The sequence below is a fragment of the Vibrio penaeicida genome, assembly GCF_030689305.1.
Taxonomy (GTDB): Bacteria; Pseudomonadota; Gammaproteobacteria; order Enterobacterales; family Vibrionaceae; genus Vibrio; species Vibrio penaeicida_B.
Genome location: NZ_JAUYVM010000021.1, coordinates 36,011 through 61,068 on the forward strand (window position 1 = coordinate 36,011; position 25,058 = coordinate 61,068).

Consider the following 25,058-nt stretch of genomic DNA (forward strand, 5'->3'; position numbering starts at 1 on the left):
GATGATTTCGCAGACTATTGCATTCCTCAAGCCGAGTAAGGCACACCTGCGTTGATTTAGATTCAAGGTAGAAAGAAATTGAAGTCGCATTTCGCCACTTCAAATTGAAGCTTTCTATCAATGACTATCAACAAAGGAGTGAACAATGCGCTTAATCTATGCCTTGCTTTTGTCAGTTGTCGCACTGGCATCTAATGCAACAGAATCTATTATTTTGGGAAGTTCTATCTCCAAAATCTCGCTAGGTGATGCCAAACTCGATACATTTGTAGTGTCTGTTGGGCACGAAAGTAAACTGAAGAACAACTTTTCAATCATTCCAGAAATCAAGCTAGGTACTGGTATAAGAGACAGTCGTAGTGGTGATAAAGTCACGAGGCTTGAACACTATGCATCTTCTGGTGTCAGGCTACAACATGATGTAACAGAACAGTTGTTTGTCTACCTATCGCCTACTTTTGCAAATTTTAAGGTCAATTCATCTTCCTCTACACGCCTACTCACAAGGAGCACTTCCCATTTTGGGGTTGGTTTCGGCGTAGGCTATCAAATTGGTGACAGTATTCTAATTGATGGTTCAACTGAAGAATTTGATGAGTTTGATCTCTTTCAGGTGGGTTTGAAAGTCTCGTTCTAAAACAGCTGTGCTCGTATACGGGCACATTGCCAGCTAACTAAATGTGTTCAGAATAAGTGAGGAGTATTATGGCTTGGAGCGTATACAAAGTATGCAAAGCAACTTTACTGGAACGGTTGGTCAGCCACAAAAAAATACAGCGTGCTCGGGCAGAAGCAAAAATTCGGCTAATCGACCAGACGAGCGTAGGTTTCGGCTGGCAAAGCGAATGGTTGACGATGATTTTCTGCCTGCCTTTTATCTTAAGTTTTATACCTGTAGTCAGGGACTACATCCTTCCTGGGTTCACCCTTATCTCTGAGTTTCCAGAGTGGTATCGGTGGCTTTTAGGGTTAGTAGTAGTTTCAAATTATGCAATACGTGTCGCCGACCGGTGCAATTTATAGCGTCGCAAACAATAACAGTGGCTAGTTAAATCAGTCCTTTCAATTGTAGGAGGGTGCATGTCAGACAAAGATCTTGATGAGTTAGAACAGATAGAGCAAGAACTTAAAGACTTAGAAGAGGAGGAACATACCAAAGCAAAAGCCCGAACAAAGCCCCAGGAAGTGGTTATGGTGCTTGTTGGAAGATGGGCAATGCCTACAACAGTGGTGTTAGTACTTATTACCTGTATGTCTGGCTATTTCCTTGAGGTGGAAGCGTTTACGCCAGTGGTGGGTATGATTGCTCCGGTCGTGATGGCTCTTATTATGGTTATTCGTGAGGCTTCTGTGGGTAAAGAGGAAGACGAAACCTACAAAGACAGGGAGCGTGAGCGAGAAGAGCGAATAAAACAGTATCAGATGGAAAAAGAAGTCAAACTGGCTCAAATGGAATTTGAAGACAAAAGACATCAACAAGAAATGGCAGAAAAAGCCAGACAGTTCGATGCCAACTCAGTGTCGACAAGCGAGTTTGTCGGTTTAGCGAGAGAGATGAACAGTCAGTTGGCAGAGATCATGAAAAAAGAAACCGAACTGGTCGTTGGAGACACAAGAATCAAGGTAGCCGATGGCAGTACGAAAGTAGCGCAAGACGAAAAAGGTCAGAAAAATAGCAAGTCATCCTAAATAGTATGCAGCGGAATAACCTGCAGGTTTAGTGCTTACGGTTATCCGCTAAAATTCCTTATCAAAGCCTGGGTTTAACTCGTTCAAAACTTCCCTATAATTCAATTACCTAATATCCACTAACACGAGTAGGCGAACCCGATGCCAATCCCTGCGCCGCAATGGCCAAAACGAATCATATGCCTGACAGAAGAAACCACCGAGGCGCTTTACCTGATGGGAGAAGAAGACAGAATTGTCGGTGTTTCTGCCTACACGGTACGCCCTGAGAGAGCCAAACGTGAAAAGCCCAAAGTCTCGGCATTTGTGAATGCACGTATCGAGAAAATCATGGATCTCAAACCGGATTTGGTTCTGGCATTTTCGGACATTCAGGCAGACATTGTTCGCGACTTGGTTAAGCAGGGCGTCGATGTGCACTGCTTTAATCACCGAACTTTGAGTGACACGCTGCAAATGATACGAACGCTTAGCGCGCTTATCGGCGAACCTCAAAAAGGTGAAAAGTTAGTACAGGAACTTACTCAAGGGCTGGCTGAAGTTAAGGCAAGCGCCGATTCGCTCACTCACAAACCGAGAGTGTATTTTGAAGAGTGGTTCGATCCATTAATTACTGGCATCACTTGGGTGAGTGAGCTGGTGGAACTCGCTGGTGGCATTGACTGCTATCAAGAGTTTGCCAAAGAATCGTTAGCCAAAAACAGAATCATCGAACACCCTGAACAGGTGATAGAAAAACAGCCTGACATTATCATCGCCTCCTGGTGTGGTCGCCGTTTCCAAAAAGACAAACTGACCCAGCGAGAAGGCTGGCAGAACATTCCCGCCATTCAAAATGATGAAGTGTATGAAATCAACTCAAGTGACATTCTGCAACCCGGACCAGCCGCGCTGACGGATGGGGTAAAACAACTTCACCAGATTATTAAAGGTTGGAGTGAACGGCAGTCGAATTAGTTTTTAGAACAGAAAAGTGAAAGAGAGCTGCACTAACATTTCATAAAATGCTAGTGCAAAAGAGCAGCATCCATGGCTCAGAGCGCCACGCTTATTCAATATGTTTCGAGATGATATCATCCACCTTTTGCGGGTCAATGGCGAATTCGGGTTCTGCATTTTTCTGTTCTACCAGCCATTGAGGGGCTTTTTTAAACCCAATATGGTAAGCAATCGACTCCAAGACGACCTGATGCTCCCCAATACGAACGACTGTGAAGCTTCGCTCATTGCCGATGATTCGTCCTTTAGGGAAATCATTTAAGCAGCGATTGACAAACGCCATCTGCTTATTGGTTTCTGATTCGGTCGGGATATTTCCGGGGTCGGTTGTGCCCACTACAACTCTTTCAATATGACCGATTTCGGTAATATCAAAAGTATTTACCTGAGACGTACCTTGTCCAAACATAGTTTTCTACTTTCTTAACCCAGTTGATTGAAAAGGCTCCGAATACGGAGCCTTGAGGATGGATTTACGCAGGAACTGGCGCAATAGATTGTTGAAGGATATCCAGTACGCGGGACAAACCTTCCGGTGTACCAGACTGGCGAGCTTTCACAGCGACGTCATATTTTGCCGAGTTGTCAGACTTACGCTGCGTTTCTTTGCTAGAAGCAACGGAACCCTGACACTTCACTTTAACGCTCCAAAGCCCAAATTTACCTTCCGCTTCCGCAGCGAATGAAGCGGCGCGATCGGTTTTGGTCTGTTCACTGAATGACGATTTCACTTCCATCATAAAGTTCACATCCACTTCAGATACCTGAAGCGTTGGAACAGATACAATAGAGATGAAAGGCACACTCACTTTGTACTTGGTGCTTTCAATGGCGACTGAACCATCTGCTTGTTTGATTTGCTCGGGTTTTTCAAATGAGAATGGCACCATACGAACGGAAGTGTTTCCGTTAGCATCTTCTTCGAAACCGACATTCTCAATGAAATCCGACGTTGCTTTCGCCAGCGTGATTTGCGCGTCACAGGCTGCAGAAAGCGGACCGCCAATCAGTTGGTCCATTGGGAGTCCGCCAAATTGGTCGGACATTTTTACGAGTTCACTCATAGTGTCTCCTTGTTGTGTGTTGCTTGGGTTAGAAAAGCTTTAGTAACTCGTTTTGTAGCTTTAAGTAGGCTTCGGTGGCTTCGCCTGCTTCAAATTCGATTTCCATAGTCGCTTTGCGATCCCCTTTCTCTTTGGGACCTGAAAACAGGTCTGTCGACAACACCTGCTTTAAGCGGCTCTCAGACTTTTCGTTGTTTTTTGTGGCGGTATCCACGCCATCAACACCGTTCAGGCTAATATCGAATTTGGAAATTAACTTTTTGATCTTTATAGGATTGTTCTGGGTAAGGGTAATAAGGGGAACTTGGATTTCTCGCTCAGCCAACTGACCTCTGGCTCGCTTTTTATCGGCTTCCGAGCCAAAGGCAGGAACTCGAAACGAAATCATTTTCGGGCGACCATCTTCATCAAACCATTCATTGATGTTTTCTAAAGTTTGCCGTTCTATTTGGTCTTGCGCTTCGGAAATAGAACCCATGATGGCTTCAACCAAGTTTTGTAATGTCAGTGTCGAATTAGACATGTTGCTTTCCTTTCCATGTATGTGAGGAAGAAGAAGGAGTACGCGCTTCGTTGACAGAACGAACTAAAAAGTAGTGCTTCCCCCAATTCCCATTAGCAGTGTTTGCTTGATGCCAATGGCGACAACGCAATTGGCAGAAATTGCAGCTCTTTCAGCTTTGTTAACGTCCAATGTAGTGATTATGAAAAGTGCTTACTCGGGGAGAGTTATGGCTTAATCCGGGTAATAAAGGAGATGAAGGAGAGGTGGTAATCAGAACGAAAGTGAGGGGCTGAATATGCGTGAGTCTCACGTTTCAAGTAATTCTGTGGCAATAGCGTCGAAGTCAATATTGAATCGATAGCAACCAAATTTCGAATAGCATAGAAAATGCACGAACACCTGATGATATTTTGACTATCAACCGGAGAGGGGCTGCTTCTTACTGAATTTGTCCCAATAAGATTGAATTCGCTAAAAACTGATTTAGCCTAAACACTGCTTTCCCAGATTTTTAACTAAACAGCCCAATTACTCATGGTTGCAGCCACTAAGATAGACCTATCAATTACGTAGGTAGGATTACCCTACTTTTTTAGAAGGTTGCACAGACATGACAGTGAAACAATTCGCGCTAAAATGGCCAAACTCCAGAAAATTCAGACCACAGCAGTGTCCAAAAGCGCATCGAAGCTGCCAAAGCTGGTAAACAACCAAAACAACTTTTACGGTTTACTGGCTGCCTCCGAAAACATATACCCAAGGGCTAATGCCGATCAGTTAAGGTCAAAATGATCGGTTGAACGATCCTCTAGAAGAGTTATAAAGGTCCTAACTTTCTATGGTTAGGACCTTTTGTTTTGCAACTCACAACCGCTCTCGCCATGGCTAATGGCTATGCACTAAACACTGAAGAACTCGGGAAACTCTCTGATATTCTTTGCCCAAACTTTATCAATCAATGTCTTAAAACTTCGGGTGTGTCTACCATGAGAAAACGCCGTATCCCTTTAGATATGGCTGTTTGGACCGTTATCGCCATGTCTCTTTATCGACAGGAGCCTGTTTGGAGTATTGTGAGTAAAGCGAATTTGATGTTGCCGGGAAAGAAACCTTTAGTGGCTCCTAGCGCTGTTGTTCAAGCTCGCCAACGGCTGGGTGTCGATGCAGTAAAAGAAGTCTTTCATCAAAGTCAGCAAATGTGGCATCAGCAAGCCGAGCATCCGACTTGGTCTGGGCTCAAGCTCCTTGGTGTCGATGGAGTAGTCTGGCGGACGCCAGACACACCTGAGAACAGAGAGCGATATCAATCCGCCTCGAATCAAAATGGCAACGGTGCTTTCCCACAAGTTCGTATGGTTTGTCAGATGGAATTAACCAGTCACATGATGATAGCGAGTGCTTTCGATAGCTATAAAACGAATGAGATGGTATTGGCAGAGCGCCTCATCGAAACGACTCCCGATAATAGCCTGACTCTGTTTGACCGAGGGTTTTACTCTCTGGGGCTACTCAATCGTTGGCAACAGGCCGGTGAAGAACGCCATTGGTTGATGCCAATGAGGAAAGATACCCAATACACAGTGATTAAGAAGTTAGGTCGTAATGACAGAGTGATAGCCTTGAGAGCGAGTCCTCAAGCAAGGCGGAAATTCCCCGACCTATCAGAAACGGTTGAAGTGAGATTACTCACGAAAACGATTAAGGGAAAAGAGGTCAATATCCTGACCTCAATGACCGATGCCATGCGCTTCCCATCAGAAGAAATCGTCGATTTATATAGCCACCGATGGGAAATAGAAGTGGGTTACCGAGAAATCAAATCGTCTTTACTCAACAATGAGTTCACGTTAAGAAGCAAACTTCCCGATATGATAGAACAGGAGCTGTGGGGCGTCCTGCTTGGCTACAATATTATCCGATATCAAATGGTTAATATGGCAAAGACGATACCGGGGATTTATCCTAACCAACTGAGTTTTACTACAAGTGCAACCGCAATAATCCACTTGATATATGGGTTTTGGCTAGAAGCGGCAGGCACTATTCCCAAACGTATTCATCATCTTTTAGACGAAACCCCACATCATGTTTTACCACTAAAAAGAGAAGATAGAATATACCCGAGAAGCGTGAAACCTAGGAATAGAAAATACCCCAATAAGAAGAATGCCAGTCAGCTTAACTGACTGGCATTAACCCAAGGGTTGCCATTTGAACTGAAATCATACTTGGAACTGGTTGAGTTAACCGGAAAGTGTATTCGAGAAGATAAACGTGGCTATTACAAACTGAACAGCCTATCCCCACGAGATTGAATATTTCATCAGAAAACTGTGTTAAAACTCACCTCTCAGTTCACAAGAGTATTCAGAGGGGGAGTGGGTAAGCCCGAAACACTCGAAAGCGACTGCGCTAATTTAGAAATCAAACGACGACCTAACGTCAGCCAAAGTGAACGGTTACTGGCTTAACCTTTCCTAAAATGACGCAAAAACTTTCATGCCTTTTACGGGGAATTCGTTTGCCTAAAATATGGCAAGTGTAGGTTTTTACATCATTTATCCTCAGGAAGATTGATTACAGGTTAGCTTTTGGGTTTAGAGTGTATGATTGAATATGAGCTGCAGGCAAGGCATAGAGTGCTAATTTAACCTTGGGTGTTATAGATTTTTATCGAACGACGGAAAGAACCAATTATCTTGTTAAATCAATAGGGAGATAACAACCTGCTTTCTAATGGCTCTTTTCACTGACTATTGCGTTGAGCTCATCTCCAAGCGATTGTATTTTTTATATTTATAGTGTGTTTCGTGACATGCGACCTCCTCTTTTCATCCTTAGTGTAATCACGTGTAATCGAGTTTAAGGAGGAATCTTATTACAGTTTCTGTGGTTTTAAAGATGTCGCAATAAAGCCGAAGTACAAACTTTTTTACATTTAATGAATTAAGAAAACGACGGGAAGAGATAATGACAACGTATACCACAACCATTAATATCAGTAATAATGATGTTGCTTACTTAAAAGAAAACGGATACTCGCTTTACGCATTTAAAGCAGTACAAGCGGCAGGAAATGGCGCACCTACCGTATGGTTTAAATTAGAAAAGAAGAAATTACTGACCAAAACTTTTATAGAGTGGGAAGAAGATTTTAGTGGTTATAACTCCCTCTCCCAAATCGCAGATAAAACGGTGATCACAACTAGTAATACTATTGATACCGATTTGGGTAATCTCATTACGATCGATACCAATGGTAATCTTAGTAATACCACTGATGGTAGCAAAGCCTCCGTCTCTTTCTTGAACAAAGATACTCAAAAATACACAGTTGGCATTAACCAAATGGTGAACAACGAAGTCAATACACTGTGTGCATTTCCTATTTTGGGCGCTGGTGCAGGGCGTGTCATCACACCTATCTCAAAGATTGCACTGATTTTTTCGACAGATAAGCTCAAAACATCAACAGTGATAACGAAAGCCATGTCACCAGGTTGTTTTATTGACTTGACAGGCACCACCGACCGTACAGTTGAGTACAGTACTGATAATGGTTGGAGTGCTAATGGCGCTTCTTGGTTAAAGACCATCAATGCGTTTGAAGACTTGAAGTCTTTGTTGATTGAGTCGCCATCAAAAAGCAGTGAAGAGCTTATCCTTGAAAGAAATTTAGAACGTGAAGGCGCATAAGGAAGGTATAAAATGAATGACTTGAACAGTTTCAATCGTGCACCAGCCAGTGCGCCAGTTGAGTCTACGCTCACTCCTGTCGGTAATCCATTCAAAATGAGAGTGGTGGATGAGAACGAAAAAACGCTCGGTTTCATCAGTTTTAAAAAATCTGGGCTTTATAATCAGTATGGCGTGATTTCAGATGAGAAAGATGCTGTTATTTTTCAAATCAATGAAGATGATTCTGGCAAGCAATTATGGGAAATGAAATCTGGCATAGCGAAAGGCTATTTCTTAGGAGTTACCCCTAATTTTTGGTTATGCTCTGCAAGGGAATCCCTTAGTCAGTATTTTTATTACAGCAAAAAAGACAGTACAGTCCGAGTCGATACTGTTCCAAGGTACCCATTGAGTGTTCAAGGTGAGTCAAAAGTTGGAGATTGGATTGCGGTCTATGACTTAAAAGACTATCGAGCGTTAAGAATTCAACTTGATGAAAATATCTCTTAATGAGCTGAGTTCGGGGTGCGTCGTTATCTCGAACCCAGAATGAATAAGCTTGCTCAAGTCTTATTTAAGTCTAGACAGACCCTAATCATTACTGGTGGGTCACCTTAATTGTCCTGAACATTCAATATCTGTGATATCAAAAGTGATGACTTTTTGATACCACTCTCTATGCCCAAGTGTTGTATACCCTACCTTCGAGGTCACTTGGGCTTACACTACAAAATGAGTTATTCCAATGCAAGATATCGAGAATATGGTTAAAGGGTGGGAAGAAAGACACCAAATTAGAAAAGCCATGTCCCAAAAAAACGCAGAGTCCATGATTCCGAACGTGGGAACGGGTGACATTATATCAACCGCCGTCGCCTACTTAGGGAATAAAGTGTTAGATGGGCTAAATGCAGCTTATGAGAATTTTAAAAAATACAATGTGAACCTACTTCAGGTAACCAATTTAACGGATCATTATATGGGTTCCTTGTGTTTCCGTTCAGAGCCGGGTTCAAAAGTCACAGTAGGTGCTATTGCTCCATTGCCAGTATTAATTTCTAAAAATACCTCGGTGGATGCGATTTATGAAAAGGGACTGCTTGATTCTAAAAAGGATGGCTCGGCTTATCAGTGGATAGAGCTTTCTTCTAAAAAGGGCGATATTCAATACACCATTAGGCTGCATATGACTTTAGTGAGCGTAGGCTCATCAAGTCAGCCATCAATGACAATCACCCTTTTTAGGAATGATCAAAAAGCGCCTCTAGACGAGGTTGTGATCGAGCCCGGAGGGATCACAGGAATACGCCGACTGAAAGATACCCCATTTAGCTTGGCAGCAGAAGTTACGGTTGGTGCTTCCGTGTTAACACTGATTGAGCATGATGCCTAGGGTCGACATACCCTAGAGAAAATGGAATTAATGAAGACACCCATAAATTACGTTATGAGAAATAGTACCTACACTCACATAATGTAACATTTTCTGGTCAACGCCCGATGGCAACAGCGTGAAAACGACAGGTTAGTTTGGTTGATACCAAGTATTACTATTGTATTTCGCGTTGTGTGCATCGGGCTTTTTTGTGTGGTGAGGATACGGTAACGGGCAAATCCTACTCGCATCGCAGTGGCCGAGTTGAAGCCAGATTACTCTAACTGGTCAAAGTATTCTGCACGATAATCGATTCAATTTTAAATTGCTATTATACCCAAGTGACCTCAAGATGCAGGATTCAGAGCAGCATATTCTGGTCCAATTCAAGGAAAAGAACGCAGTGTAATTACTGGTTCTTACCACCACTTCATTCTCCAACAATAACTGATTTTATCCTAAACATTACTTCCCCCTTATTTCTAACAAAACAGCCCAATTAATCATGCTGACAGGTCCCTAAGGTAACCCGATAGATAACGCAGTTAGGGTTTGCCTTCTTTTGTAAAAAATACGTAGTTTGAAAAATTTAGCTATGTGGATGACTGGTTAATTTTATGCCGTACCCGCTACCAATTAAAAAAACTAAAAAAGCAGATGTATCGCTGTTTAGACGAGGTAAAGCAAACCATTCACCCTTGTAAAACCTACCAAGGCAAAGTGCCAGAAAACGGGATTGATTTTCTGGGCTATTGCATCGGTGGCAAAGCAGAAGGTAAACCCAAAAACACATTAAACCTAGCGTGGAAAACCATTGCTAACCACCTTACAAAAATTCAGCGGCTTTATGAGCAAGGTGCCTCACCTGAGTGCATTGCGGGTTATGTAACACGGTGGCTTAGGTGGGTAAAAAGCGGTGTAACCATAGCGTTAGAGCAAGTAGTCACGCAGGTGTTTAACAGCACGATAGGAAAAGGATTAGACACCCAATTTGACCTTCAGGGGTTTTATAGGGGCTGAGTGGTTGGGGGAGATGCCTGTGGGTTTGAGTGGGTGTCTCTTATATTTTTTGGTAGCTCTAGCGTTTTCGATTTTATGGTTACCGATGTGGATTGATTGAATTATGCACACGAACCACAAGCCACTCTAGCCAGTAATAAAAAATGCAATTCACTAGATATCGAATATTAATTTAGTTAAATCGAAACACCAAAGGAAAACGATTATGGAAGAACTATTAGATGGTATTACAATAAAAGCTGAACAACAAACAAGTTGGTTTAACGGGAATGTCAAATACCCACGTGTACTATTAGAACCAGATGACACGCAAAACCCGGAACTTTGTAAGCTCAAAACCAATGTTGATCTATTATTAAGTATCTTAGAGAAGCGTGTGGCGACTATCAAAGGCAAGTACGGAGGAAGGGACGACTGGTTAGAGTCACAACATCTGCAGATAGACAGAACACGACCAGTAACGATTGTGCCAACGGGGTGTCGTAACGGGAAGTGGTTTAACGATGCCGTTAAGGGTAAGTTGAAAAAAAACAAAAGTGAAACATATAGACCATGGTGGGCAAAAATGGCCGAGGATGGCTGTAACGTAATCATGGTAGTGAGCGAAACCGACAAAGACAATTACGAAAAGTGTATTAAAGAACGGCAAAAGGGAGGACACTTGAATAGCATCCAACTCATCGCATACCCAGGTGCCGGAATTGGATGGGGTCGATTCGCAGCCTGTGCCGTAGCTAAACGCTTGAAAATGCCTTGTTGGATCGTGGACGACCGGGCATATGGACCAATGAACCCGAATGATGACGGTGATAAGGTGTATGAATACGGGGAGATACAAGAGCTGGAACGCAGGATCAACGAGGCGAGAAGCGAAGCGTACTGTCCGATGTTATACGGCCAGGGCTTTCCGCAAAGTGGCGTGGTAACTTTCGTGAATCCTGCCTGGATTAAGAACATAGAAACAAAACGCAAAAGTGGGGCGGGTGAACAAACGACTGCATACCTGAGGGAATTAGATAACTTTTGTTTTCATAAAGGTCTAATACTTTGTAAAGAAGACATCACTTATTTTAAACTACTAGAAGACGTGTTTCTTAAACTGATCGTAAAGAACGTGCCCAGCGGAAGCCTGCTGTATAAAGCAGGGACAGCAACCCATAATACTGGAGAAGATTATGTCAAATACCAATGTACGGATAAGGAGGGCAGTCAACGGACCGGTTTGATGGAAGACCTCAGCAAGAACAGTTGTCTCAAATATAAAGTAGCAGACACAGAACAAACCAAACGACTTACAAGTGAGATCCTAGAGGGATCTTATGGCTTGAAAAGCAAAAGTGAAGTGGTGAAAGTTCAAGACGGGTCCATATGCTCTTTGATCGAGTACATTATCGATGTGTATAACAGCATAGTGTTTGATCCCAATCCTCTGACTGCAGAAGGGAAGAAGAAAACGGCGAAGACAATTATGTTGAGACTACTAAAAGAGTGGAATAGAACAAACACGTAAACGAGCACGAAGGGGGGACAGGGTACGAAAAGGTCCAAGTATGTGTGCTCATCTTTAACAACCACCTCAAAAGATGGTCATCTGCACATAGTCACCGCGAGAAAAAAACTCAAGAATTAAAAGGGACAGGAAACTTACAAAAAGGCAACCAAGACAATCTTTAACAATGCATCTTTCAGTCGACATCTCCATCAAATCCAGTGAGTTATTAGGTAAATTCTCGGTGTTTAGGTGTGGTTTTTAGCAATTTTACGCTTTTTAAGGTGAGTGACATCAGCAAAACGTGCTTTGAGAGAGGTTGAGAGGGAAGTGGGGGCAGAGGTTTAGATATCTGGAAGCCGAAGTCCTGAGACTCGCTTTCTTTTGAGAGTCGGTAGAGCACGCTTTACCGACTCTTCTTTACCAATCACATTCTCTCTTTCCAGTCTCTTTAATCAACTTTTGTTAGCTTCACATTCTCCTCTCAAACCGAAATATCATTCTAGGTTCAAATCGAACCGGCTTTTCTTGCCGCTTAAAACCAAAGCTATACAGTAAGTTTTGAGAAGCATAGTTGTTGTCGAACACATCGGCATACAGCTGGGTTATGCCTTGCTGCTTGAGTTGGTGGATAAGCTGCTCGATGGCTAATGAAGCAAAGCCTTTACGTTGGTAGGGAGCGGATATCCAGTAATAGATAAAGGCATGAGGTTGTCGCTGGTCAGTGTGTAGGTAGTAGCCCACACAGCCGATGAGGCCAAACTCAAGATGAAATACCCCTTGCCGAGTATGTGGCTTGCCACTGTTTTCTAAGATGTAATCCTGTGCACTTTCAATGGAGTTTATCGGTAAGCAGTTCAACGCTTGGCAAATGTTTTTGCTTATGCGCTTTAGGATGAGCAGTGCATGCTTAAGATGAATGGGTGCCAGCTGAATCGTATTTGGTTGTGGAATCACATCCGTTTTGGCGGTTTGCTTTTTAACGGTGTGATTGTTGAATTGTTTTAAAGGGCTGAATGACATAGTTAACCTGAACTCGGGATAACAACTTACTTTCTATTGGCTTTTTTCACTTAATACTGCGTTGAATCCTCTCCCAATAACCCGTTATTGGTTCGTGGTTTCGCCTTGTCTTAAGTGAAAATTTCTCATTAGAACGTCTCGATAAAGATTTCATATATTTTAATGGGTTAGCTAACTTCTTATCCCGAGTTAAGGTTAGTTAAGGTGAAGTAAGCGTATTGAGGTGAAGTACTCAATGGCTTCTTATGAGCATAAAGAAATACACAAAATGGGCGACGAAAAAGGTTTTTATACCCACCTGTCGCCGTATATGTGCTTGCATGTACAGGGCGACAGAAAGACCTATTGAATAGATTTGTCGCCCATTTTGTGTCGTTTGAACTGTACTTCCGCTAGGGTCAACAGACTTTAATTACTCAAACGTCTGCCGTGGAGCTAACAGCTCATACACAAAGAACACCAACAGCGCACAACCAAAGGTGATCAACACGGTGGTCATTCCTTCCGATCCCATCCAGTCGAGCATAAAGCCGATCACCAGTAAGCCCGTCATACCGCCTAACGAATCCATAATGGTGTAGCTCATGTTGGCGCTCATCTGATCCTGCTGACAGAAACGTTCGCCTACCGCGGTTAAGCCAATGGCGTAGATGCCTCCCATCGAGCCTCCCCAGAAAAACAGCAGCGTCAGTGCTAGCCAGTATTCGGTGTAAACCGCCAGTGAAAGGTACACCGCGCACACCACCGAGGTAAAAATGCAGCCCAACACCACAATGCTGCGGTTGAGAAAAGACGCCCCAGTGCTAACGAAAATACCAAGGGTGACGCTACCAAACATAAACATGGTCAGCAGAAGTTGCGATTGCGATTCGGTGAGCGCGTTTTCCATTCCGTATAAAGTGAGAAAAGAGGGCAAACCAAAGAAGCTGATGCCGCCAACAAACGCTGAAACTAAAATAACTTTGGCGTGGCGCAGCGCAAACCTTACCCGAACGGTTCCCGCATTGTCGGAAGACTGCATTTTCTGCCCCGCAAACAGCAGAAGCACAAAGGGCAAGCTGGTGATGATGGCGCTAGTTTCCAGCTGCCATTCTGGGTCGATATACGGCAGTTGCAGCAGCAATGGCCCCAGTGCAAGCCCGCCAGACAACGCCGCCGAAAATAACCCCATCACCAAACCTTTTAGCTTGCCTTGAATACAAGTATTTAAAGAGGTTTGGATAATCACCAGCATCATCCCTGTGGATGCGCCGTAGCAAAAAATACCCACCAACCATAACGGATAGTGTTGGCTGTGAGAGAGCAAAATAAGGCTCGATGCCCGAAGTGCCGACATCAGAAGAATGGAGGGAGACAGCCCCCATTTTTCCACGCAACGAGAAAGGGGACGATAAAGCAAAAGGATACCGATGATCTCAAAACTCATGGCAAACCCGATTAAGGTATTGCCATAGCCTTGCTCACTCATGGTGAGCGGGACGGTGACGTAGTTAATGCCAGAGGAAAGCTGAACAAACAAGGTCGCGATGATCAGTAAAAAAGGGGCGATTTTCGTCATTCCGTATTCTCCTTATACACTTTCCAAATCAGTTCGATCCGGTTTTTTTCACCCGAGACCAAGTCGAAGCCCATTTGCCTTAGGCGATTGATGGTGCTCATGATGCCTAGCTCGTCTGGGGATTGTTGTGCCATATAGGCGCTGCCCGTAATGTGTTCAAACTCGTTGGCTATCAAGGAATGTAGGGCGCTGAGTTTAGAAGATGTATCCAAATAGAAGTGGGTTGAAAATGCCCAGCAATCGAGGTGCTCTTTTAATAAACTGGTCTCGGCTCTGAGCGGTTCCGACTGCGCTCGCGCCAGTTGGGCGTGTAATTGTGTTAACTCTTCCGTGATTTTATCGCTGGTGAACACCGCTTCTGTTTGCATTGGAATGTGCCAGTCATGAAAACCTTTGCAACGTTTGTAGGTGTGTTGATCCAATGAGTGGAACCAATCCTGAACCGATTGCTTGTCTGATTGAAAAGCTAATGGTCTCAAGCTTTGCGAGTAATGATAAAGCGCTCGAACACGTGGTGTGTGCTTCACCAAATCCCTTGGAATACGCTTGTAAAAATAGGTGAGTAATCCAGAAAGCAACACGTTCAGGTGATGAGCGCGAGAGAGCTTTTCTTTGGCGTTGGCTTCTCGATGGCGAATGATATTGAGGTGATTGACTTGCGAACGGCGTATCCACCAGATGATCATCCCTACAATCAGCCCCAAGAATAGAATGATGATCTTGGCTTTATCGAACACTCGCTCAATGCTCTCTAGCCTTTCTTGGAAAGCGCTCACTTCCAAATCCATGGCCAATACACCGGCAAAGTCCCCTTCGTTACTATAAAACGGTGCATACGCACTGATGAAACTGCCCCATTGGTCGCTGTAGGTGCTTATCTCAATGCTGTATCGCTCGAGTGAGCGTTTTAACTCGACTGGCGCATCGTCATATAGGGTCATCAGGGCGGGGGGAGGATCAGGCAAACCGTCGCCATCGGCGTCATTTTGTGGGCTTGGGTTCACCATAAAGTAGACGTTGCCATCTTTGAGCACGCTGGTGTAAATGTAGCGAACATCCGCGGCGGAACGGCGGATTTTCTCCATTTTCTCAGCCATGGCTTGATAATTTGCATCGGACGCTTTGGTGCTTTCATCAAAGGTAAGGTGCATTGCGCCATCAAGCGTTGAAGCCGAGGTTTTTACTGTCGAAATCAGCCCTATTTTAATTTGGTCTTCCAATGCATTGAGCGATTTGGAATAGAGCAAGTAGGTGGTGACCCCGAGCAGTAAGATGAAGATGGATGAACAGATCACCGCTTCAATGATGGTCTGTAAAGATTTGGATGGTCTCATAGCTGGCTGTTTACTCCGATCAAGATGGCTATCGCGGCAAGGAAAAAAGTCGGGAATGCGGTTCGGCAATATGGAATTAAAGCGTTGGTAGTTTTGCCTTTTTCTTCGCGGATTTTGACGAACACGATGATCAAAATGGCGGCGAAAATACTGACGTATCCCATGATGATCATGCGCTCAATAAATGTGGTGTAGGGCAGCCGTGGCAGCAGGCTACTGGTGTAGAAGGTATACGCCACAACCGTCAGCATCATGGTAAATGACGTCATCAGGCGTTCGGAAAACCCTTCAATCCAAAATACCGCCCAGCTCGCGACCAATATTAACGACAGCGGAAGAATAAACTGCCAAAGGTAATAGTTCGGTTTTCTGTTGGCATCAATAGTCACGGTTAAGCGGGAGTAGTAGGTGCTTTCGGCGTCATCCAAATGGTGGTAGCTGTGTTGGCTCACTTTCGCGGTGGGGGTGCTTTCCATGTCCCATTCGCTGATGATTTTGTTGGTTAGTTCCTCCACATACACACTGGCGTCACCAAACTTTAAGCGTTCTTGGTCGAACGAAAAGGGCTCCATGATGATTTCAAAAGATTGGCGATCAAACGGGAAGCGGCGAAAGTCCATTTCTGTGGTGAAGGTGCCTTGAAATCGTTCGTTGTAGGTAATGTCACCATTACTGGTGATCACCAAGCGCTTATTAGGGGTGAGGCGTTGCCCTATGATGTTGATGAATTCAAACGCGGGCACCCACGATCCTTCTTCAAGCAGTTTGTCTAGGTGCTGATTTTCTATCAATCGAACCCCCGATTTTGGCTTAAGAGGGTGCTTAACGTCTTGCCAAGTGGCTACGAGGTAACCATCGATTTTGTAGGTTTGATCAATGGTGTTGACACCGTAAATCTTATTGATCGAAAACGAGGTGTGAATAACGTGCTGTGCCTTTGTTGAAAAAGACAAAAAGATCAGGACACACAGCAATGGAAATAACGTATTCATGGGCTCTCCTTTAGAGTGTTTGGGTGAATAGGGCTGGGTTGAAGGTGAACCGAGCGAGATTGAGGTCGATAAAAGTTCGGCTGGCTAACCAGGGGGTTGAGCGTCGATAATGTATGGGGTTCAAACGCATTAGAGGCGGAGAGTTCAGACAAAAATTGATCAATCAAAGGGCGCTGAACATGGCTCAGTAACACGGCATGGCTAAAGAGCTGTGGCTTGCCATTTATCGATATGTTTTCTTGTGCGAGCGAATATTTTTTATTGATGTGGCTAGAAGGCGACGAGAACCGAACAATGTTGGCGCCAGGCATTCGAGGTAACACGATGAACTTCTGTTGCTGCAGGCGTTTTGAATTGGCGAGCTGTCGCAGTGCGGCTTGCAAGTATTCGGTATTACTTTCGTTTTGCTGAGCGATCTGTTTTAGCCCTTGAGTACCAAGAGAAGAGAGACGTTCCCAGAGATAAAGGGAGTAAAGCCCTTGTCGAGACCCCGCAATAGTGGAATCACGCCCAGCTATGTAGGTTGGGCGATTGGATGATCCGACTTTGTACCTTTCCTGCATCAGGTAAATACCGCAGCTCCAAGGTGCACCGAGCCATTTATATGGGCTGGTACACATCGACATCACTTCTCGATGACGAAACTCATAGGGCTCGGAAGAAACAGAAAAAGGATCCGACTGTAGAAACGGAGAGAAATTGGCCGAGAGGGCACCATCCACGTGTACCCAGTAACGTCGATTGCGTTCTGTGTTGACGCCCAGTAAGGGTTTTAATGTGGTCAGTATGCGAAAAATGGCATCACTGCCACCGCTGAAGGTGGTGCCGTGGTTTAAAAATAAAATAACCGGATGCTGCCGCTCTACAAAAAATTCGGTGAGACGATATAAGTCTTGCTCGACCACCGACCCGTATTCATCTACCGCGAGGCTTTTTTGCCAATCCCCTTGGTTAATGGGGCAAACACCGAGCTTTTTTCCCGCTTGATTGAAGGTGGGGATTCCCAACATTTGGCAAGCTTTGTAAATCGAGTAATGGGTACAGGATGAGCTGATTAACACTGGTGGGTTGGGCACATGCACCGATTTTTCATACCCTTCTACGGCGCTACCACTTAAGTAATCCCTCGCGTTCCATAACGCATATAAGTTGCCTTCTGTGGAGCCCATTGCGGTGACATACCCCCAATAATTTCGCTGAGAGTTGGGCATCGTCATGCCCCACAACCGGGCGTAAAAATCGAGTACGGCACGCTCAAATTGCTTGGCATTGATTTGATAAGATCCATCTTCATACCCGTCGCCAAGGTTGAGTAAATTCAACGAAAGAAAAGGATGAAGCTCAGGGGGGAAGTTCACCTCTTGGTTCGTTTGATAGCCTAAAAAGTGTGTTTTTTTTAGGCGCATTTCATCCAAGTAGTTCCCTAGAATATTGGCTTTTTCGGATGTTGGTATTCCATTTTCACAGATGGATAAATAGTGAGGAAAGCTCATAGATGCCCCAAAATATTTGAACGAATGTCTCGTTAATGTAGCGAGGCTCATCGGTTCAAACGTGGGCAATACTGCCTTTAAATCGGGGTTTAAAAAGGAACTGCCACAATTGTGAATTGTTGTGTGATTATCTGGTGTTCATTGCGCTAGAGATGGGCTGTCGGCATTTCGATACCGACAGGTCTGGTGATGAAGCGAACCGATTTAAGACGACATAGCCCACTGGGCTGCGTCTTCCATTTTGTGGAGATTGAGCGTGTGCTGGTGAGTAGCGCTGGCTAATTCAAAATCGGAAATGATGTCGGAACGAAATGCCAAGCCCAGTTCAATACATTGAATTTGCTGATTACATGGGTAATAGCTGATTTGTTCGCTCAACGAATGGAGGTGGTGTAATTCCTCTCTATTGAAATTGAGGTGTTCTAACAGTTCTTTTACCGTTGAGTACATGGGTTTGTTCTGCTGCCTGTCCTCTGTATTTTGTGCAAAGTTTTGTTCCCATTGAAAGGTGGTGCCAAACAAATAACAGCGAATGGCATGCATCAGTAACCAGTAGGTTGATTTGATGTTTCCACCAACGTGTTTTTGGTCGCTTTTCCAATAGAAATAGAGCGCAGCAATGAATTTGCTCTGTGCTTGGCTGTCGGTGTCCATCATAGCCAGCATAATGGCTTGGTTGATTTTATGTGGTCGTGGGATTGCTTTAGCCACTTTCGATGTACTTTTATCGCTCGATGCCTTTTTCGTGAGCGATGGCTTTGTTGTAAATGGTGGCTTCGTTGTGAACGAAGATGTGTTGCGAGCAGATTTAGTCGAAAACGGAGATGATCGGCGCAAGCCAAGCCGTAAACCTCTTTCGTTTAATGTACCTCCACTTAACCAGTCGACGTGATTCAGTGGATTGATTGGGCGAACGAACGTGTTTGTATCACGTGGTTTAGGCTCTGCAACCACGCTTGAGCGCATAGTATGATTTTTTATTGGTTCGGATTCTGGTGTAAAGGCAGCTGGCTCTGAATTGGACGCTGAACCTAGATCAACTTGCGGACCCGAAAGGTGGATATACGCTAGCTGATAAGCTAACTGCTGTGCAATTCCAGGCTCTGCCCCTGCCATTAATGCGGCGCTAAACGCCGCATAGTACATTTCGTCTGAACTCATGGCGTTACTCCTTGTTGGAGAGAGAGTCCGGCGCGTTTAACGCTTTGATGCTGCTATTAAATTGAGGCAATGCTTCAACGAAGCGATTGATAACTTGTTCTGCCGTAGCCGCTTCGATGGGTTTTTCATTGATGTAAGTATCGACTTCCGTGCGGATGTGTCCGCCAGTCAGCGCGTCTTTTTCTCTTTGGATCACAATCGCGTGTACCGCTTGGCAAAACGCAAACGGGTCGGTTTTGCAATAAATACGATGCTGGCTGCCCGTGTTGCCACTTTCTGGGTAACGTGCAGAGGCATAAGACACCATATAGGGTTGGGTACTCGGATCATTACCGATGAGCTCTTCGCAAGAAAATAGGACGAAATCGGTAGAGCGATAGCGATCCATCATGTCATTGCAAATGGGCAAGTCAGCTTCTATGGCAAGGTTGTAGTCGCAGAAGAATACGTCCACTCCCGGGATCAAGCTTGAAATCATGGTGTCGAATGCGGATTGTAGCCCTTCTGGTAGTTCGTCATCGTCGGGGAGCTGTTCAAACTCCTGCGAAGTGACAGAGTAAGAAGCGCGCCATTTGGCGAGTAATTCTTGCCCGTTACCGCTATCTCTGTATTTGTAGGCGACTTTGTACCCGCTGTCGAACATGTCTTCGACATCTGGCTGGTCTGTTAAAAAAGCGAATTGGCGTCCGTCAGACGCTTCACATAAGCGAAAAAGTAGTTGTCTCATGGTGATCTCCTGTTGAGTGATATACCCAAGTAACCTCCACAGGATAATGAAACCTAGGATCAGGTTCTTGGCGTAATGGATGAAAAGATAAGGGTTACGGATACTTCTCCGACATTAAGCTGGGCGCGATACCCGATAGTTTTCTCAGGTGCGGTTCCACGGGTTTTCTTTTTGCTTCCTGATTGCCTGATTCTTCCGATTTTTCTGATTCATCATTGTTCGTAGTTGATGGCTCATTGTTCGTAGTTGATGGCTCATTGTTCGTAGCTGATGGTTCCGAGGGAAAAGTATTCGCCTGTCGTCCTGTATTTATTTCATTGTCAGGAGCTCTGGAAATACGGGGGAGTTCATCAGTTAACATCAGTTCCGTTCGGCAGGCATCTAGCTGGGTTGCTTTTTGATGAGTGAGATCTGTAGTGTTTGTTCCTACCCTCGCAGGTTTCATTGATTGCGAGATCTGTGTGGTAAAGCCGTCCTGTTGGTCCACATGGCGAGTAAACGCTTCATCAGGCATGCCAACCAGTGAGTGTGACATGTCTTGAAGGTAATGTTTGTATGGGTTAAACGCATCATCAAAGGTGGCGACTTGGCTTTCTTCAACGGTTTCCTTTTGTGCTTCACGAGCCGATTTTTTCTCTATACTCGCGTTGTCATTATCCTTGATTGAGAGGCTGCCCTTGGGTGACGCATGAGATTGCTCTTCTTTGGCACGACAGTCGGTTTCTGCGATAACTGCGTCCATTGGCGTACTCGTACTGCCACTTTGAGATATTATTGTCTCTTCCATCACCTTTTGTTCTTTATGGTGCGTTTGAGCCGAAGGGCGCAGAGGTGTCGCTTTCAAGGGCTCTGCAGGAACACGCTGACGGATGACTGCTTTTTTCAGTTTGGCTCGTGGTTTCAGCCGATAGCCATACGGAACCCAAATGATGCGTGTTCGCTGCTTCATAATGCCTCTCCGTGGTGTTGGTACGTGTGGCTAAAGAATGGTTTTCGCGAGTGCATGAAAGGTCTTATTCACCACTTTTTGGACGTCAGCCTTGGCCGCGATTTGCCAAGTCAGCATCTCTGCTTCTACGAGCAGCCTTTCTCTATCCAGTTCTAACTGGAATTCATCTTCACTGAGTTGCCCTTGTTTTTTTGCCATAAGCAACATCTCAAGTTCGCCCATTCGCTCGTCCGCGCACGATTTTAGTGCGCTGCTAAGCAAATCTTTCATTGGTGAGTCGTCTAACTGCGAGGTGACGGTATCGATCACGGAGCTAATACTTTCTTGCATGGCAATATCCTTACGTTATTTTTTGGCTAGTTCGCCTTCGATCAAGGCATCAAAAAGTCTTCGGTATTGGCTAGTGCGGCGGCTGATAATGAAATCGGAGAGGGTGTTGTTTTTCTTATGAGTGGCGTCGTCTTGTATCCAGAACCCCAAAAGAGTTTGGGTTTGTTTTAGAGATTCTGTGTTTTTCTCTCTTCGTTTTTGTCGTCTTTCTAAGCTTCGAATTTGTAGCAAAACCTCTTGGTAACGTTTCGCGAATAAGCGGTAATGCCTTTCTTCCATAGGGGTAAAAGACAAATCCATATACAACCGATCGACTTCACGATCGATCATCTCTATTTGTTTTAAGGTTTCGTTGTCGTAACTGGCAATAAACTGAAGTGCACAGCCAGACAGCGCGAGTATAAGTGTCAACCAGCTGATGATGAGCAGTTTGTTTTTCATGACTAAATCCAGAGTTGGGGAAGTGTTCTCATCTTGGCTTAATAAAGGGGAGGAAGGCTCAGGGAAATGGACGAATTTGTTCGTTGTTTTTGCCAAGTGTTCAAAGAGACAGTGAGGTAACGTTTGGGGAGGAGGTAACGCCATGGAAGATCTACTCAAAGCTTTAGATTTGGCGATAAAAGCGCTGAAGAAACGCCCTCAGAAACCTAAATTAACCCCTGAGCAATTCAAACAATTGGCAAAAGTAAAAAAGGAAATAGAGAGCATTTTAATGGGGAAGCAATCGATTGTAGAACTGTCCAATGAGACGAATGAAATGCTGGTTAAACTCACCAAAACCTTTATTGAACAAGCGCCAGAGAAAGCGACTAAGAGCGTGTCGTCGGTGGAGAAGAAGTCGTAGTATCGGTGTTGCGGCGAATCCCATCAATTAACCGATCTAGAAGGGTAAACATGACTTCAATGCTGTAACCCGCCAAAAAAGCTAATGCCATGGGGGAAAGGGTCATATCGCCCATTTCGGGTTTCAACAGCCAACCAGTGATCATCCCTGCTAAACAACCCAGAGTCAGCCTGAGCCGATACCCCACTTCTCTGCTGGCGGTGTAGGTGAGGTTTCGAACTTGCTGGAGCAAACTCCGCAACACAAAAATAAAAGCCCCAAGCAATCCGTACATCAAGGGTAAAACGTAATTCTGTAGCATTTGGAGGACCGACTGTGCCGAAATGAGGTTGGCTTGGTATTCGAGTTCCGATTCAGTGTTGGCTTGGGTATCGAATTGAAATTCTTGCCCGAACATCCATATGCCGTTCCATTTCTTTAAAAGCTGATAATTGGCTTCTAAATCTTGGCTAAGAGGAAATTCGGCTTGCGGCAGTGATTTGACCAATGTTTGAGTCAGGGAGTGACCAAATAGGTAGAACATTTGAAAGGCGAGCAAACATATCAGTGTGAGCACAGTGTAGCGTCGATACCATGTAATGACGCGAGCCGCCCCGTTAAACGACGCTTTTCCATCGGTTACGTTAGGCACCACGGCTTTGATGCTTTCAACGGTGACGGGATACACCTGTTTGGCGAGTCGATCAAAACAGTGCAGTAATTGAATTTCGTCTTCCGTGCTCCAGTATTTGGTGCCCATTTTCTCGTTTGCACGAGCAATGCCCATAGCGATGTCGGCATCGATAGAAAGGTCCCCGTGCCGCGCCACATAGTGCAGTAGAAGACCCCCATCATTGGCGAGGCGTTGTAAATCCTTGCCTGATTGGGGGCGGGAGTCGTTCGCTAATGTCTTCACTGCTTTATTCGACACGGGGAAAACCTAATAGTTAGTGGGATACCTAGTGGCTGGAGTTAATACTGATAACTTGCTACTTCATGGTCGAGGTAATCAAACAGTTTGCATCCACCCCTTTCGTTGTTCCAAATAGCACGAGGGCTATCAAAGCTGAACTCGTTGTCACCAAGGTTACTCTTGTTTGTGAAGATCTTTAGCGTGGACTGAGCATTCAACCGTGTACCTTCTGGGAAAGTAAAGACACTTTGGTTGCGTATGGATTCTAGCCGCCAAAGGCTAATGTCTACGGTGTTGTCTGAAATATTGGATATTTCGACATACTCGTCACCTTCTGTGTGTTTTTCTTCACCGTCGAAGTGCACATTACTGATCAGTACATCGGCATAGGCATCGCCACCATAAACCAATCTAGCGACAACTTGCCCGTTTGGGTCCAGCAGCGTTGCGGTATCCCCGTGGTTGTTCCAAATCGGCATTTTGGATTGGAAACTGAATTCACCTTCACCAGCCGTGGCGACGTTTAGTTGTCCATACGGTGCCAAAACCGCGCCTTCAGAAAACGTGAATTCTTGATCGGGGGAGCCTGCTTGAATTGTCCAATTGCTCAAATCAATGGCGAGCCCACCACGGTTATTCAGCGTAATGGATTCATCCAAATGGTCTGTTTGCCCTCTAAAGTTCAGCTCGCCAATCTCAATTTGGCAAAGCCACTGCAGCTGGTTTAGCTTCTCCCAGTAATTGTCGAGATCGTTTTTGGATGCTGGCACGGTAAGTATTTCGTCTGTTATGTTTTTTAATGTGTTTTGGATAGTTTTCAGTGTAAGAGCCACGTTGTTCTCCTTGATGTGCAAAATGCAGATGGTGAAGTGTTTAAAAGTCGGTTTCGCCGTTACCCAGCGTATTTCTGGTAAGCGGAAAGCAGTTTTTCATCGTATCGATTTTCAGCGTAAGCAGGGCCGTTGTAGTAGCGAGCGAACGTCGCCCAATCCAACTCTTGAATCGCGTTGTGCATTTTCGGATTCGATTTGATGAAACTGACAAACGCAAACAAGTGGAAGCGCTCAGCGAAGAACATGTCACGAACAAAGGTTTCAACATCGTTATAGCCCGCTGCAGCGTGGTTGAACCCCATGATTTGATAGCGACCATAAGACGCCGATTTTAAGGCGGCTCTTCGGTTTAGCGTCATTGCTTCTTGCAAGCGCTCGTATTCTTTTTCTCCGCCAACATAGAGCGAGCGATCCCATTTACGCGAGGATATCTCTGGGTGAGACTCATCAAACTTTCGGTCGCTGTATTTGGAGAAAATATGCGCTTCAAACAGAATACAAGGTGGTCCACTGGCAAAGAAACCGCTGCCTGCCGACTCCACTTCCGACACCGCTTTTACAGCAGCAACCTCACAATCCAGTGACTCGGCAGCTTTTTCAAAATCTTCATCTGATAAGCCTTCTTCCGGTTCTATTTGAGGCAAAAATAGGCTTGGCGCAACACCTAATTCATCTGAAGCCGCTTCTGCCAGAGCTCTGTGGCTTTTCCCATCACGGTCGATACGACCATCAGGGTTTTTGAACCCCAATAATGTTGCCTGCATCTTGCAGATCGCTTGGCATGTTTTTGAGTGCTCAACATCACCCTCAATAACGCCATCTTCTTCTAATGGCCCATCCAGCCCGATGGATTTTGCCGCTTCATTTAACGCTTTCTGAATCGCCAGTACGTCTTCTTTTTGGTTTTCAGCGTGGCTTCCGACAGAGGAAGTGAGTGGTATGTCTTTCATAGTTGGCTCCTGATTGCGTAATTTTGTCTTCATTACGGTATCTGAGAGCCAGTAGGTAAAACTTGGTGGAATTGAGGGGGAAAACCGTCAGAACAGTGAAATCAGCTTTAAGGACGTTATTGGAACCATGGCTTTAGGGTAGATGATAATAAT

The 25,058-nt window shown here is 44.8% G+C and carries 26 protein-coding genes; 10 read left to right on the forward strand and 16 right to left on the reverse strand.

Translation table 11 applies throughout. From position 1 onward, the window contains the following. Positions 1-145 precede the first annotated feature (145 nt). From Q8W40_RS24015 to Q8W40_RS24025, 3 genes are all read left to right on the forward strand, one after another. On the forward strand, positions 146-637 hold the full coding sequence (locus tag Q8W40_RS24015) for a hypothetical protein (RefSeq protein WP_305400860.1): 492 nt from the start codon (positions 146-148) through the stop codon (positions 635-637). 443 nt (positions 638-1,080) lie between these two features. Next, on the forward strand, positions 1,081-1,689 hold the full coding sequence (locus tag Q8W40_RS24020; RefSeq protein ID WP_305400862.1) for a hypothetical protein: 609 nt from the start codon (positions 1,081-1,083) through the stop codon (positions 1,687-1,689). A 141-nt stretch (positions 1,690-1,830) separates the two neighbouring features. Beyond that, complete coding sequence (locus Q8W40_RS24025; RefSeq protein ID WP_305400863.1) at positions 1,831-2,646, forward strand: cobalamin-binding protein; 816 nt, start codon at positions 1,831-1,833, stop codon at positions 2,644-2,646. 91 nt (positions 2,647-2,737) lie between these two features. On the opposite strand, the gene Q8W40_RS24030 is transcribed toward Q8W40_RS24025, so the two are convergent. The 3 genes from Q8W40_RS24030 to Q8W40_RS24040 all read right to left on the reverse strand — a co-directional run bounded on the left by Q8W40_RS24030 (position 2,738) and on the right by Q8W40_RS24040 (position 4,275). Next, entirely contained in the window at positions 2,738-3,097 is a 360-nt protein-coding gene (locus Q8W40_RS24030; RefSeq protein WP_305400865.1) for a hypothetical protein, read from the reverse strand. Between the two features lie 64 nt (positions 3,098-3,161). Next, the gene (locus tag Q8W40_RS24035) at positions 3,162-3,752 is read right to left on the reverse strand and encodes a DUF2589 domain-containing protein (RefSeq protein WP_305400867.1); all 591 of its coding nucleotides are present in this window, start codon (positions 3,750-3,752) and stop codon (positions 3,162-3,164) included. Positions 3,753-3,780: 28 nt separating this feature from the next. Next, the gene (locus tag Q8W40_RS24040) at positions 3,781-4,275 is read right to left on the reverse strand and encodes a DUF2589 domain-containing protein (RefSeq protein ID WP_305400869.1); all 495 of its coding nucleotides are present in this window, start codon (positions 4,273-4,275) and stop codon (positions 3,781-3,783) included. Positions 4,276-5,138: 863 nt separating this feature from the next. On the opposite strand from Q8W40_RS24040, the gene Q8W40_RS24045 reads away from it, so the two are divergent. From Q8W40_RS24045 to Q8W40_RS24070, 6 genes are all read left to right on the forward strand, one after another. Continuing rightward, entirely contained in the window at positions 5,139-6,443 is a 1,305-nt protein-coding gene (locus Q8W40_RS24045) for an IS4 family transposase (protein WP_370693426.1), read from the forward strand. Positions 6,444-7,227: 784 nt separating this feature from the next. Then, on the forward strand, positions 7,228-7,953 hold the full coding sequence (locus Q8W40_RS24050; protein ID WP_305400873.1) for a hypothetical protein: 726 nt from the start codon (positions 7,228-7,230) through the stop codon (positions 7,951-7,953). Positions 7,954-7,965: 12 nt separating this feature from the next. Beyond that, the gene (locus Q8W40_RS24055; RefSeq protein WP_305400874.1) at positions 7,966-8,445 is read left to right on the forward strand and encodes a hypothetical protein; all 480 of its coding nucleotides are present in this window, start codon (positions 7,966-7,968) and stop codon (positions 8,443-8,445) included. A 235-nt stretch (positions 8,446-8,680) separates the two neighbouring features. Further along, positions 8,681-9,328: a hypothetical protein gene (locus Q8W40_RS24060; protein WP_305400875.1), complete on the forward strand. Its 648-nt coding sequence runs from the start codon at positions 8,681-8,683 to the stop codon at positions 9,326-9,328. Positions 9,329-9,967: 639 nt separating this feature from the next. Further along, the gene (locus tag Q8W40_RS24065) at positions 9,968-10,330 is read left to right on the forward strand and encodes a hypothetical protein (protein WP_305400877.1); all 363 of its coding nucleotides are present in this window, start codon (positions 9,968-9,970) and stop codon (positions 10,328-10,330) included. Positions 10,331-10,535: 205 nt separating this feature from the next. Then, a complete protein-coding gene (locus Q8W40_RS24070) occupies positions 10,536-11,840 on the forward strand; it encodes a hypothetical protein (RefSeq protein ID WP_305400879.1) in 1,305 nt (434 codons plus the stop codon). A gap of 450 nt (positions 11,841-12,290) precedes the next feature. On the opposite strand, the gene Q8W40_RS24075 is transcribed toward Q8W40_RS24070, so the two are convergent. The 10 genes from Q8W40_RS24075 to Q8W40_RS24120 form a co-directional block, all read right to left on the reverse strand. After that, positions 12,291-12,842: a GNAT family N-acetyltransferase gene (locus tag Q8W40_RS24075; RefSeq protein WP_305400881.1), complete on the reverse strand. Its 552-nt coding sequence runs from the start codon at positions 12,840-12,842 to the stop codon at positions 12,291-12,293. 412 nt (positions 12,843-13,254) lie between these two features. Next, a complete protein-coding gene (locus Q8W40_RS24080; RefSeq protein ID WP_305400883.1) occupies positions 13,255-14,400 on the reverse strand; it encodes an MFS transporter in 1,146 nt (381 codons plus the stop codon). After that, the gene (locus Q8W40_RS24085; RefSeq protein WP_305400885.1) at positions 14,397-15,734 is read right to left on the reverse strand and encodes a cache domain-containing protein; all 1,338 of its coding nucleotides are present in this window, start codon (positions 15,732-15,734) and stop codon (positions 14,397-14,399) included. The genes Q8W40_RS24080 and Q8W40_RS24085 overlap by 4 nt, the downstream gene beginning before the upstream one ends. Beyond that, on the reverse strand, positions 15,731-16,726 hold the full coding sequence (locus tag Q8W40_RS24090; protein WP_305400886.1) for a gamma-aminobutyric-acid receptor subunit beta: 996 nt from the start codon (positions 16,724-16,726) through the stop codon (positions 15,731-15,733). The genes Q8W40_RS24085 and Q8W40_RS24090 overlap by 4 nt, the downstream gene beginning before the upstream one ends. Further along, positions 16,723-18,219, reverse strand: a complete 1,497-nt coding sequence (locus Q8W40_RS24095) for a pyridoxal-dependent decarboxylase (protein WP_305400887.1) — start codon at positions 18,217-18,219, stop codon at positions 16,723-16,725. Before Q8W40_RS24095 ends, Q8W40_RS24090 begins: the two co-directional genes overlap by 4 nt. Positions 18,220-18,423: 204 nt before the next feature. Further along, on the reverse strand, positions 18,424-19,380 hold the full coding sequence (locus Q8W40_RS24100) for a hypothetical protein (RefSeq protein WP_305400889.1): 957 nt from the start codon (positions 19,378-19,380) through the stop codon (positions 18,424-18,426). 4 nt (positions 19,381-19,384) lie between these two features. Continuing rightward, entirely contained in the window at positions 19,385-20,107 is a 723-nt protein-coding gene (locus Q8W40_RS24105; protein ID WP_101111094.1) for a hypothetical protein, read from the reverse strand. Between the two features lie 94 nt (positions 20,108-20,201). Next, complete coding sequence (locus tag Q8W40_RS24110) at positions 20,202-21,056, reverse strand: hypothetical protein (RefSeq protein ID WP_305400890.1); 855 nt, start codon at positions 21,054-21,056, stop codon at positions 20,202-20,204. Between the two features lie 30 nt (positions 21,057-21,086). Then, positions 21,087-21,386 carry a hypothetical protein gene (locus tag Q8W40_RS24115; RefSeq protein WP_305400892.1) on the reverse strand — a complete coding sequence of 100 codons (300 nt, stop codon included), beginning with the start codon at positions 21,384-21,386 and terminating at the stop codon, positions 21,087-21,089. A 15-nt stretch (positions 21,387-21,401) separates the two neighbouring features. Beyond that, positions 21,402-21,971 (reverse strand): PhoU domain-containing protein, encoded by a 570-nt coding sequence (locus tag Q8W40_RS24120; RefSeq protein ID WP_305400895.1) that lies wholly within the window; start codon positions 21,969-21,971, stop codon positions 21,402-21,404. Between Q8W40_RS24120 and Q8W40_RS24125 the strand changes: the two genes are divergently transcribed. Further along, positions 21,970-22,230 carry a hypothetical protein gene (locus Q8W40_RS24125; RefSeq protein ID WP_305400896.1) on the forward strand — a complete coding sequence of 87 codons (261 nt, stop codon included), beginning with the start codon at positions 21,970-21,972 and terminating at the stop codon, positions 22,228-22,230. The two genes, Q8W40_RS24120 and Q8W40_RS24125, sit on opposite strands and share 2 nt — an antisense overlap. On the opposite strand, the gene Q8W40_RS24130 is transcribed toward Q8W40_RS24125, so the two are convergent. From Q8W40_RS24130 to Q8W40_RS24140, 3 genes are read right to left on the reverse strand one after another with little or no spacing between them, the layout of a single operon-like run. Continuing rightward, on the reverse strand, positions 22,196-23,140 hold the full coding sequence (locus Q8W40_RS24130) for a hypothetical protein (RefSeq protein ID WP_305400897.1): 945 nt from the start codon (positions 23,138-23,140) through the stop codon (positions 22,196-22,198). The two genes, Q8W40_RS24125 and Q8W40_RS24130, sit on opposite strands and share 35 nt — an antisense overlap. Positions 23,141-23,181: 41 nt before the next feature. After that, positions 23,182-23,955 carry a lamin tail domain-containing protein gene (locus Q8W40_RS24135; protein WP_305400899.1) on the reverse strand — a complete coding sequence of 258 codons (774 nt, stop codon included), beginning with the start codon at positions 23,953-23,955 and terminating at the stop codon, positions 23,182-23,184. A 59-nt stretch (positions 23,956-24,014) separates the two neighbouring features. Further along, complete coding sequence (locus tag Q8W40_RS24140; RefSeq protein WP_305400901.1) at positions 24,015-24,905, reverse strand: N-acetylmuramidase family protein; 891 nt, start codon at positions 24,903-24,905, stop codon at positions 24,015-24,017. Between the last annotated feature and the right edge of the window lie 153 nt (positions 24,906-25,058).

Bases quoted from the DNA above. Each gene is read 5' to 3' on its own strand.
- Q8W40_RS24015 (WP_305400860.1), top strand. From the start codon at position 146: ATGCGCTTAATCTATGCCTTGCTTTTGTCAGTTGTCGCACTGGCATCT.
- Q8W40_RS24020 (WP_305400862.1), top strand. From the start codon at position 1,081: ATGTCAGACAAAGATCTTGATGAGTTAGAACAGATAGAGCAAGAACTT.
- Q8W40_RS24025 (WP_305400863.1), top strand. From the start codon at position 1,831: ATGCCAATCCCTGCGCCGCAATGGCCAAAACGAATCATATGCCTGACA.
- Q8W40_RS24030 (WP_305400865.1), bottom strand. From the start codon at position 3,097: ATGTTTGGACAAGGTACGTCTCAGGTAAATACTTTTGATATTACCGAA.
- Q8W40_RS24035 (WP_305400867.1), bottom strand. From the start codon at position 3,752: ATGAGTGAACTCGTAAAAATGTCCGACCAATTTGGCGGACTCCCAATG.
- Q8W40_RS24040 (WP_305400869.1), bottom strand. From the start codon at position 4,275: ATGTCTAATTCGACACTGACATTACAAAACTTGGTTGAAGCCATCATG.
- Q8W40_RS24045 (WP_370693426.1), top strand. From the start codon at position 5,139: ATGGCTAATGGCTATGCACTAAACACTGAAGAACTCGGGAAACTCTCT.
- Q8W40_RS24050 (WP_305400873.1), top strand. From the start codon at position 7,228: ATGACAACGTATACCACAACCATTAATATCAGTAATAATGATGTTGCT.
- Q8W40_RS24055 (WP_305400874.1), top strand. From the start codon at position 7,966: ATGAATGACTTGAACAGTTTCAATCGTGCACCAGCCAGTGCGCCAGTT.
- Q8W40_RS24060 (WP_305400875.1), top strand. From the start codon at position 8,681: ATGCAAGATATCGAGAATATGGTTAAAGGGTGGGAAGAAAGACACCAA.
- Q8W40_RS24065 (WP_305400877.1), top strand. From the start codon at position 9,968: ATGTATCGCTGTTTAGACGAGGTAAAGCAAACCATTCACCCTTGTAAA.
- Q8W40_RS24070 (WP_305400879.1), top strand. From the start codon at position 10,536: ATGGAAGAACTATTAGATGGTATTACAATAAAAGCTGAACAACAAACA.
- Q8W40_RS24075 (WP_305400881.1), bottom strand. From the start codon at position 12,842: ATGTCATTCAGCCCTTTAAAACAATTCAACAATCACACCGTTAAAAAG.
- Q8W40_RS24080 (WP_305400883.1), bottom strand. From the start codon at position 14,400: ATGACGAAAATCGCCCCTTTTTTACTGATCATCGCGACCTTGTTTGTT.
- Q8W40_RS24085 (WP_305400885.1), bottom strand. From the start codon at position 15,734: ATGAGACCATCCAAATCTTTACAGACCATCATTGAAGCGGTGATCTGT.
- Q8W40_RS24090 (WP_305400886.1), bottom strand. From the start codon at position 16,726: ATGAATACGTTATTTCCATTGCTGTGTGTCCTGATCTTTTTGTCTTTT.
- Q8W40_RS24095 (WP_305400887.1), bottom strand. From the start codon at position 18,219: ATGAGCTTTCCTCACTATTTATCCATCTGTGAAAATGGAATACCAACA.
- Q8W40_RS24100 (WP_305400889.1), bottom strand. From the start codon at position 19,380: ATGAGTTCAGACGAAATGTACTATGCGGCGTTTAGCGCCGCATTAATG.
- Q8W40_RS24105 (WP_101111094.1), bottom strand. From the start codon at position 20,107: ATGAGACAACTACTTTTTCGCTTATGTGAAGCGTCTGACGGACGCCAA.
- Q8W40_RS24110 (WP_305400890.1), bottom strand. From the start codon at position 21,056: ATGAAGCAGCGAACACGCATCATTTGGGTTCCGTATGGCTATCGGCTG.
- Q8W40_RS24115 (WP_305400892.1), bottom strand. From the start codon at position 21,386: ATGCAAGAAAGTATTAGCTCCGTGATCGATACCGTCACCTCGCAGTTA.
- Q8W40_RS24125 (WP_305400896.1), top strand. From the start codon at position 21,970: ATGGAAGATCTACTCAAAGCTTTAGATTTGGCGATAAAAGCGCTGAAG.
- Q8W40_RS24120 (WP_305400895.1), bottom strand. From the start codon at position 21,971: ATGGCGTTACCTCCTCCCCAAACGTTACCTCACTGTCTCTTTGAACAC.
- Q8W40_RS24140 (WP_305400901.1), bottom strand. From the start codon at position 24,905: ATGAAAGACATACCACTCACTTCCTCTGTCGGAAGCCACGCTGAAAAC.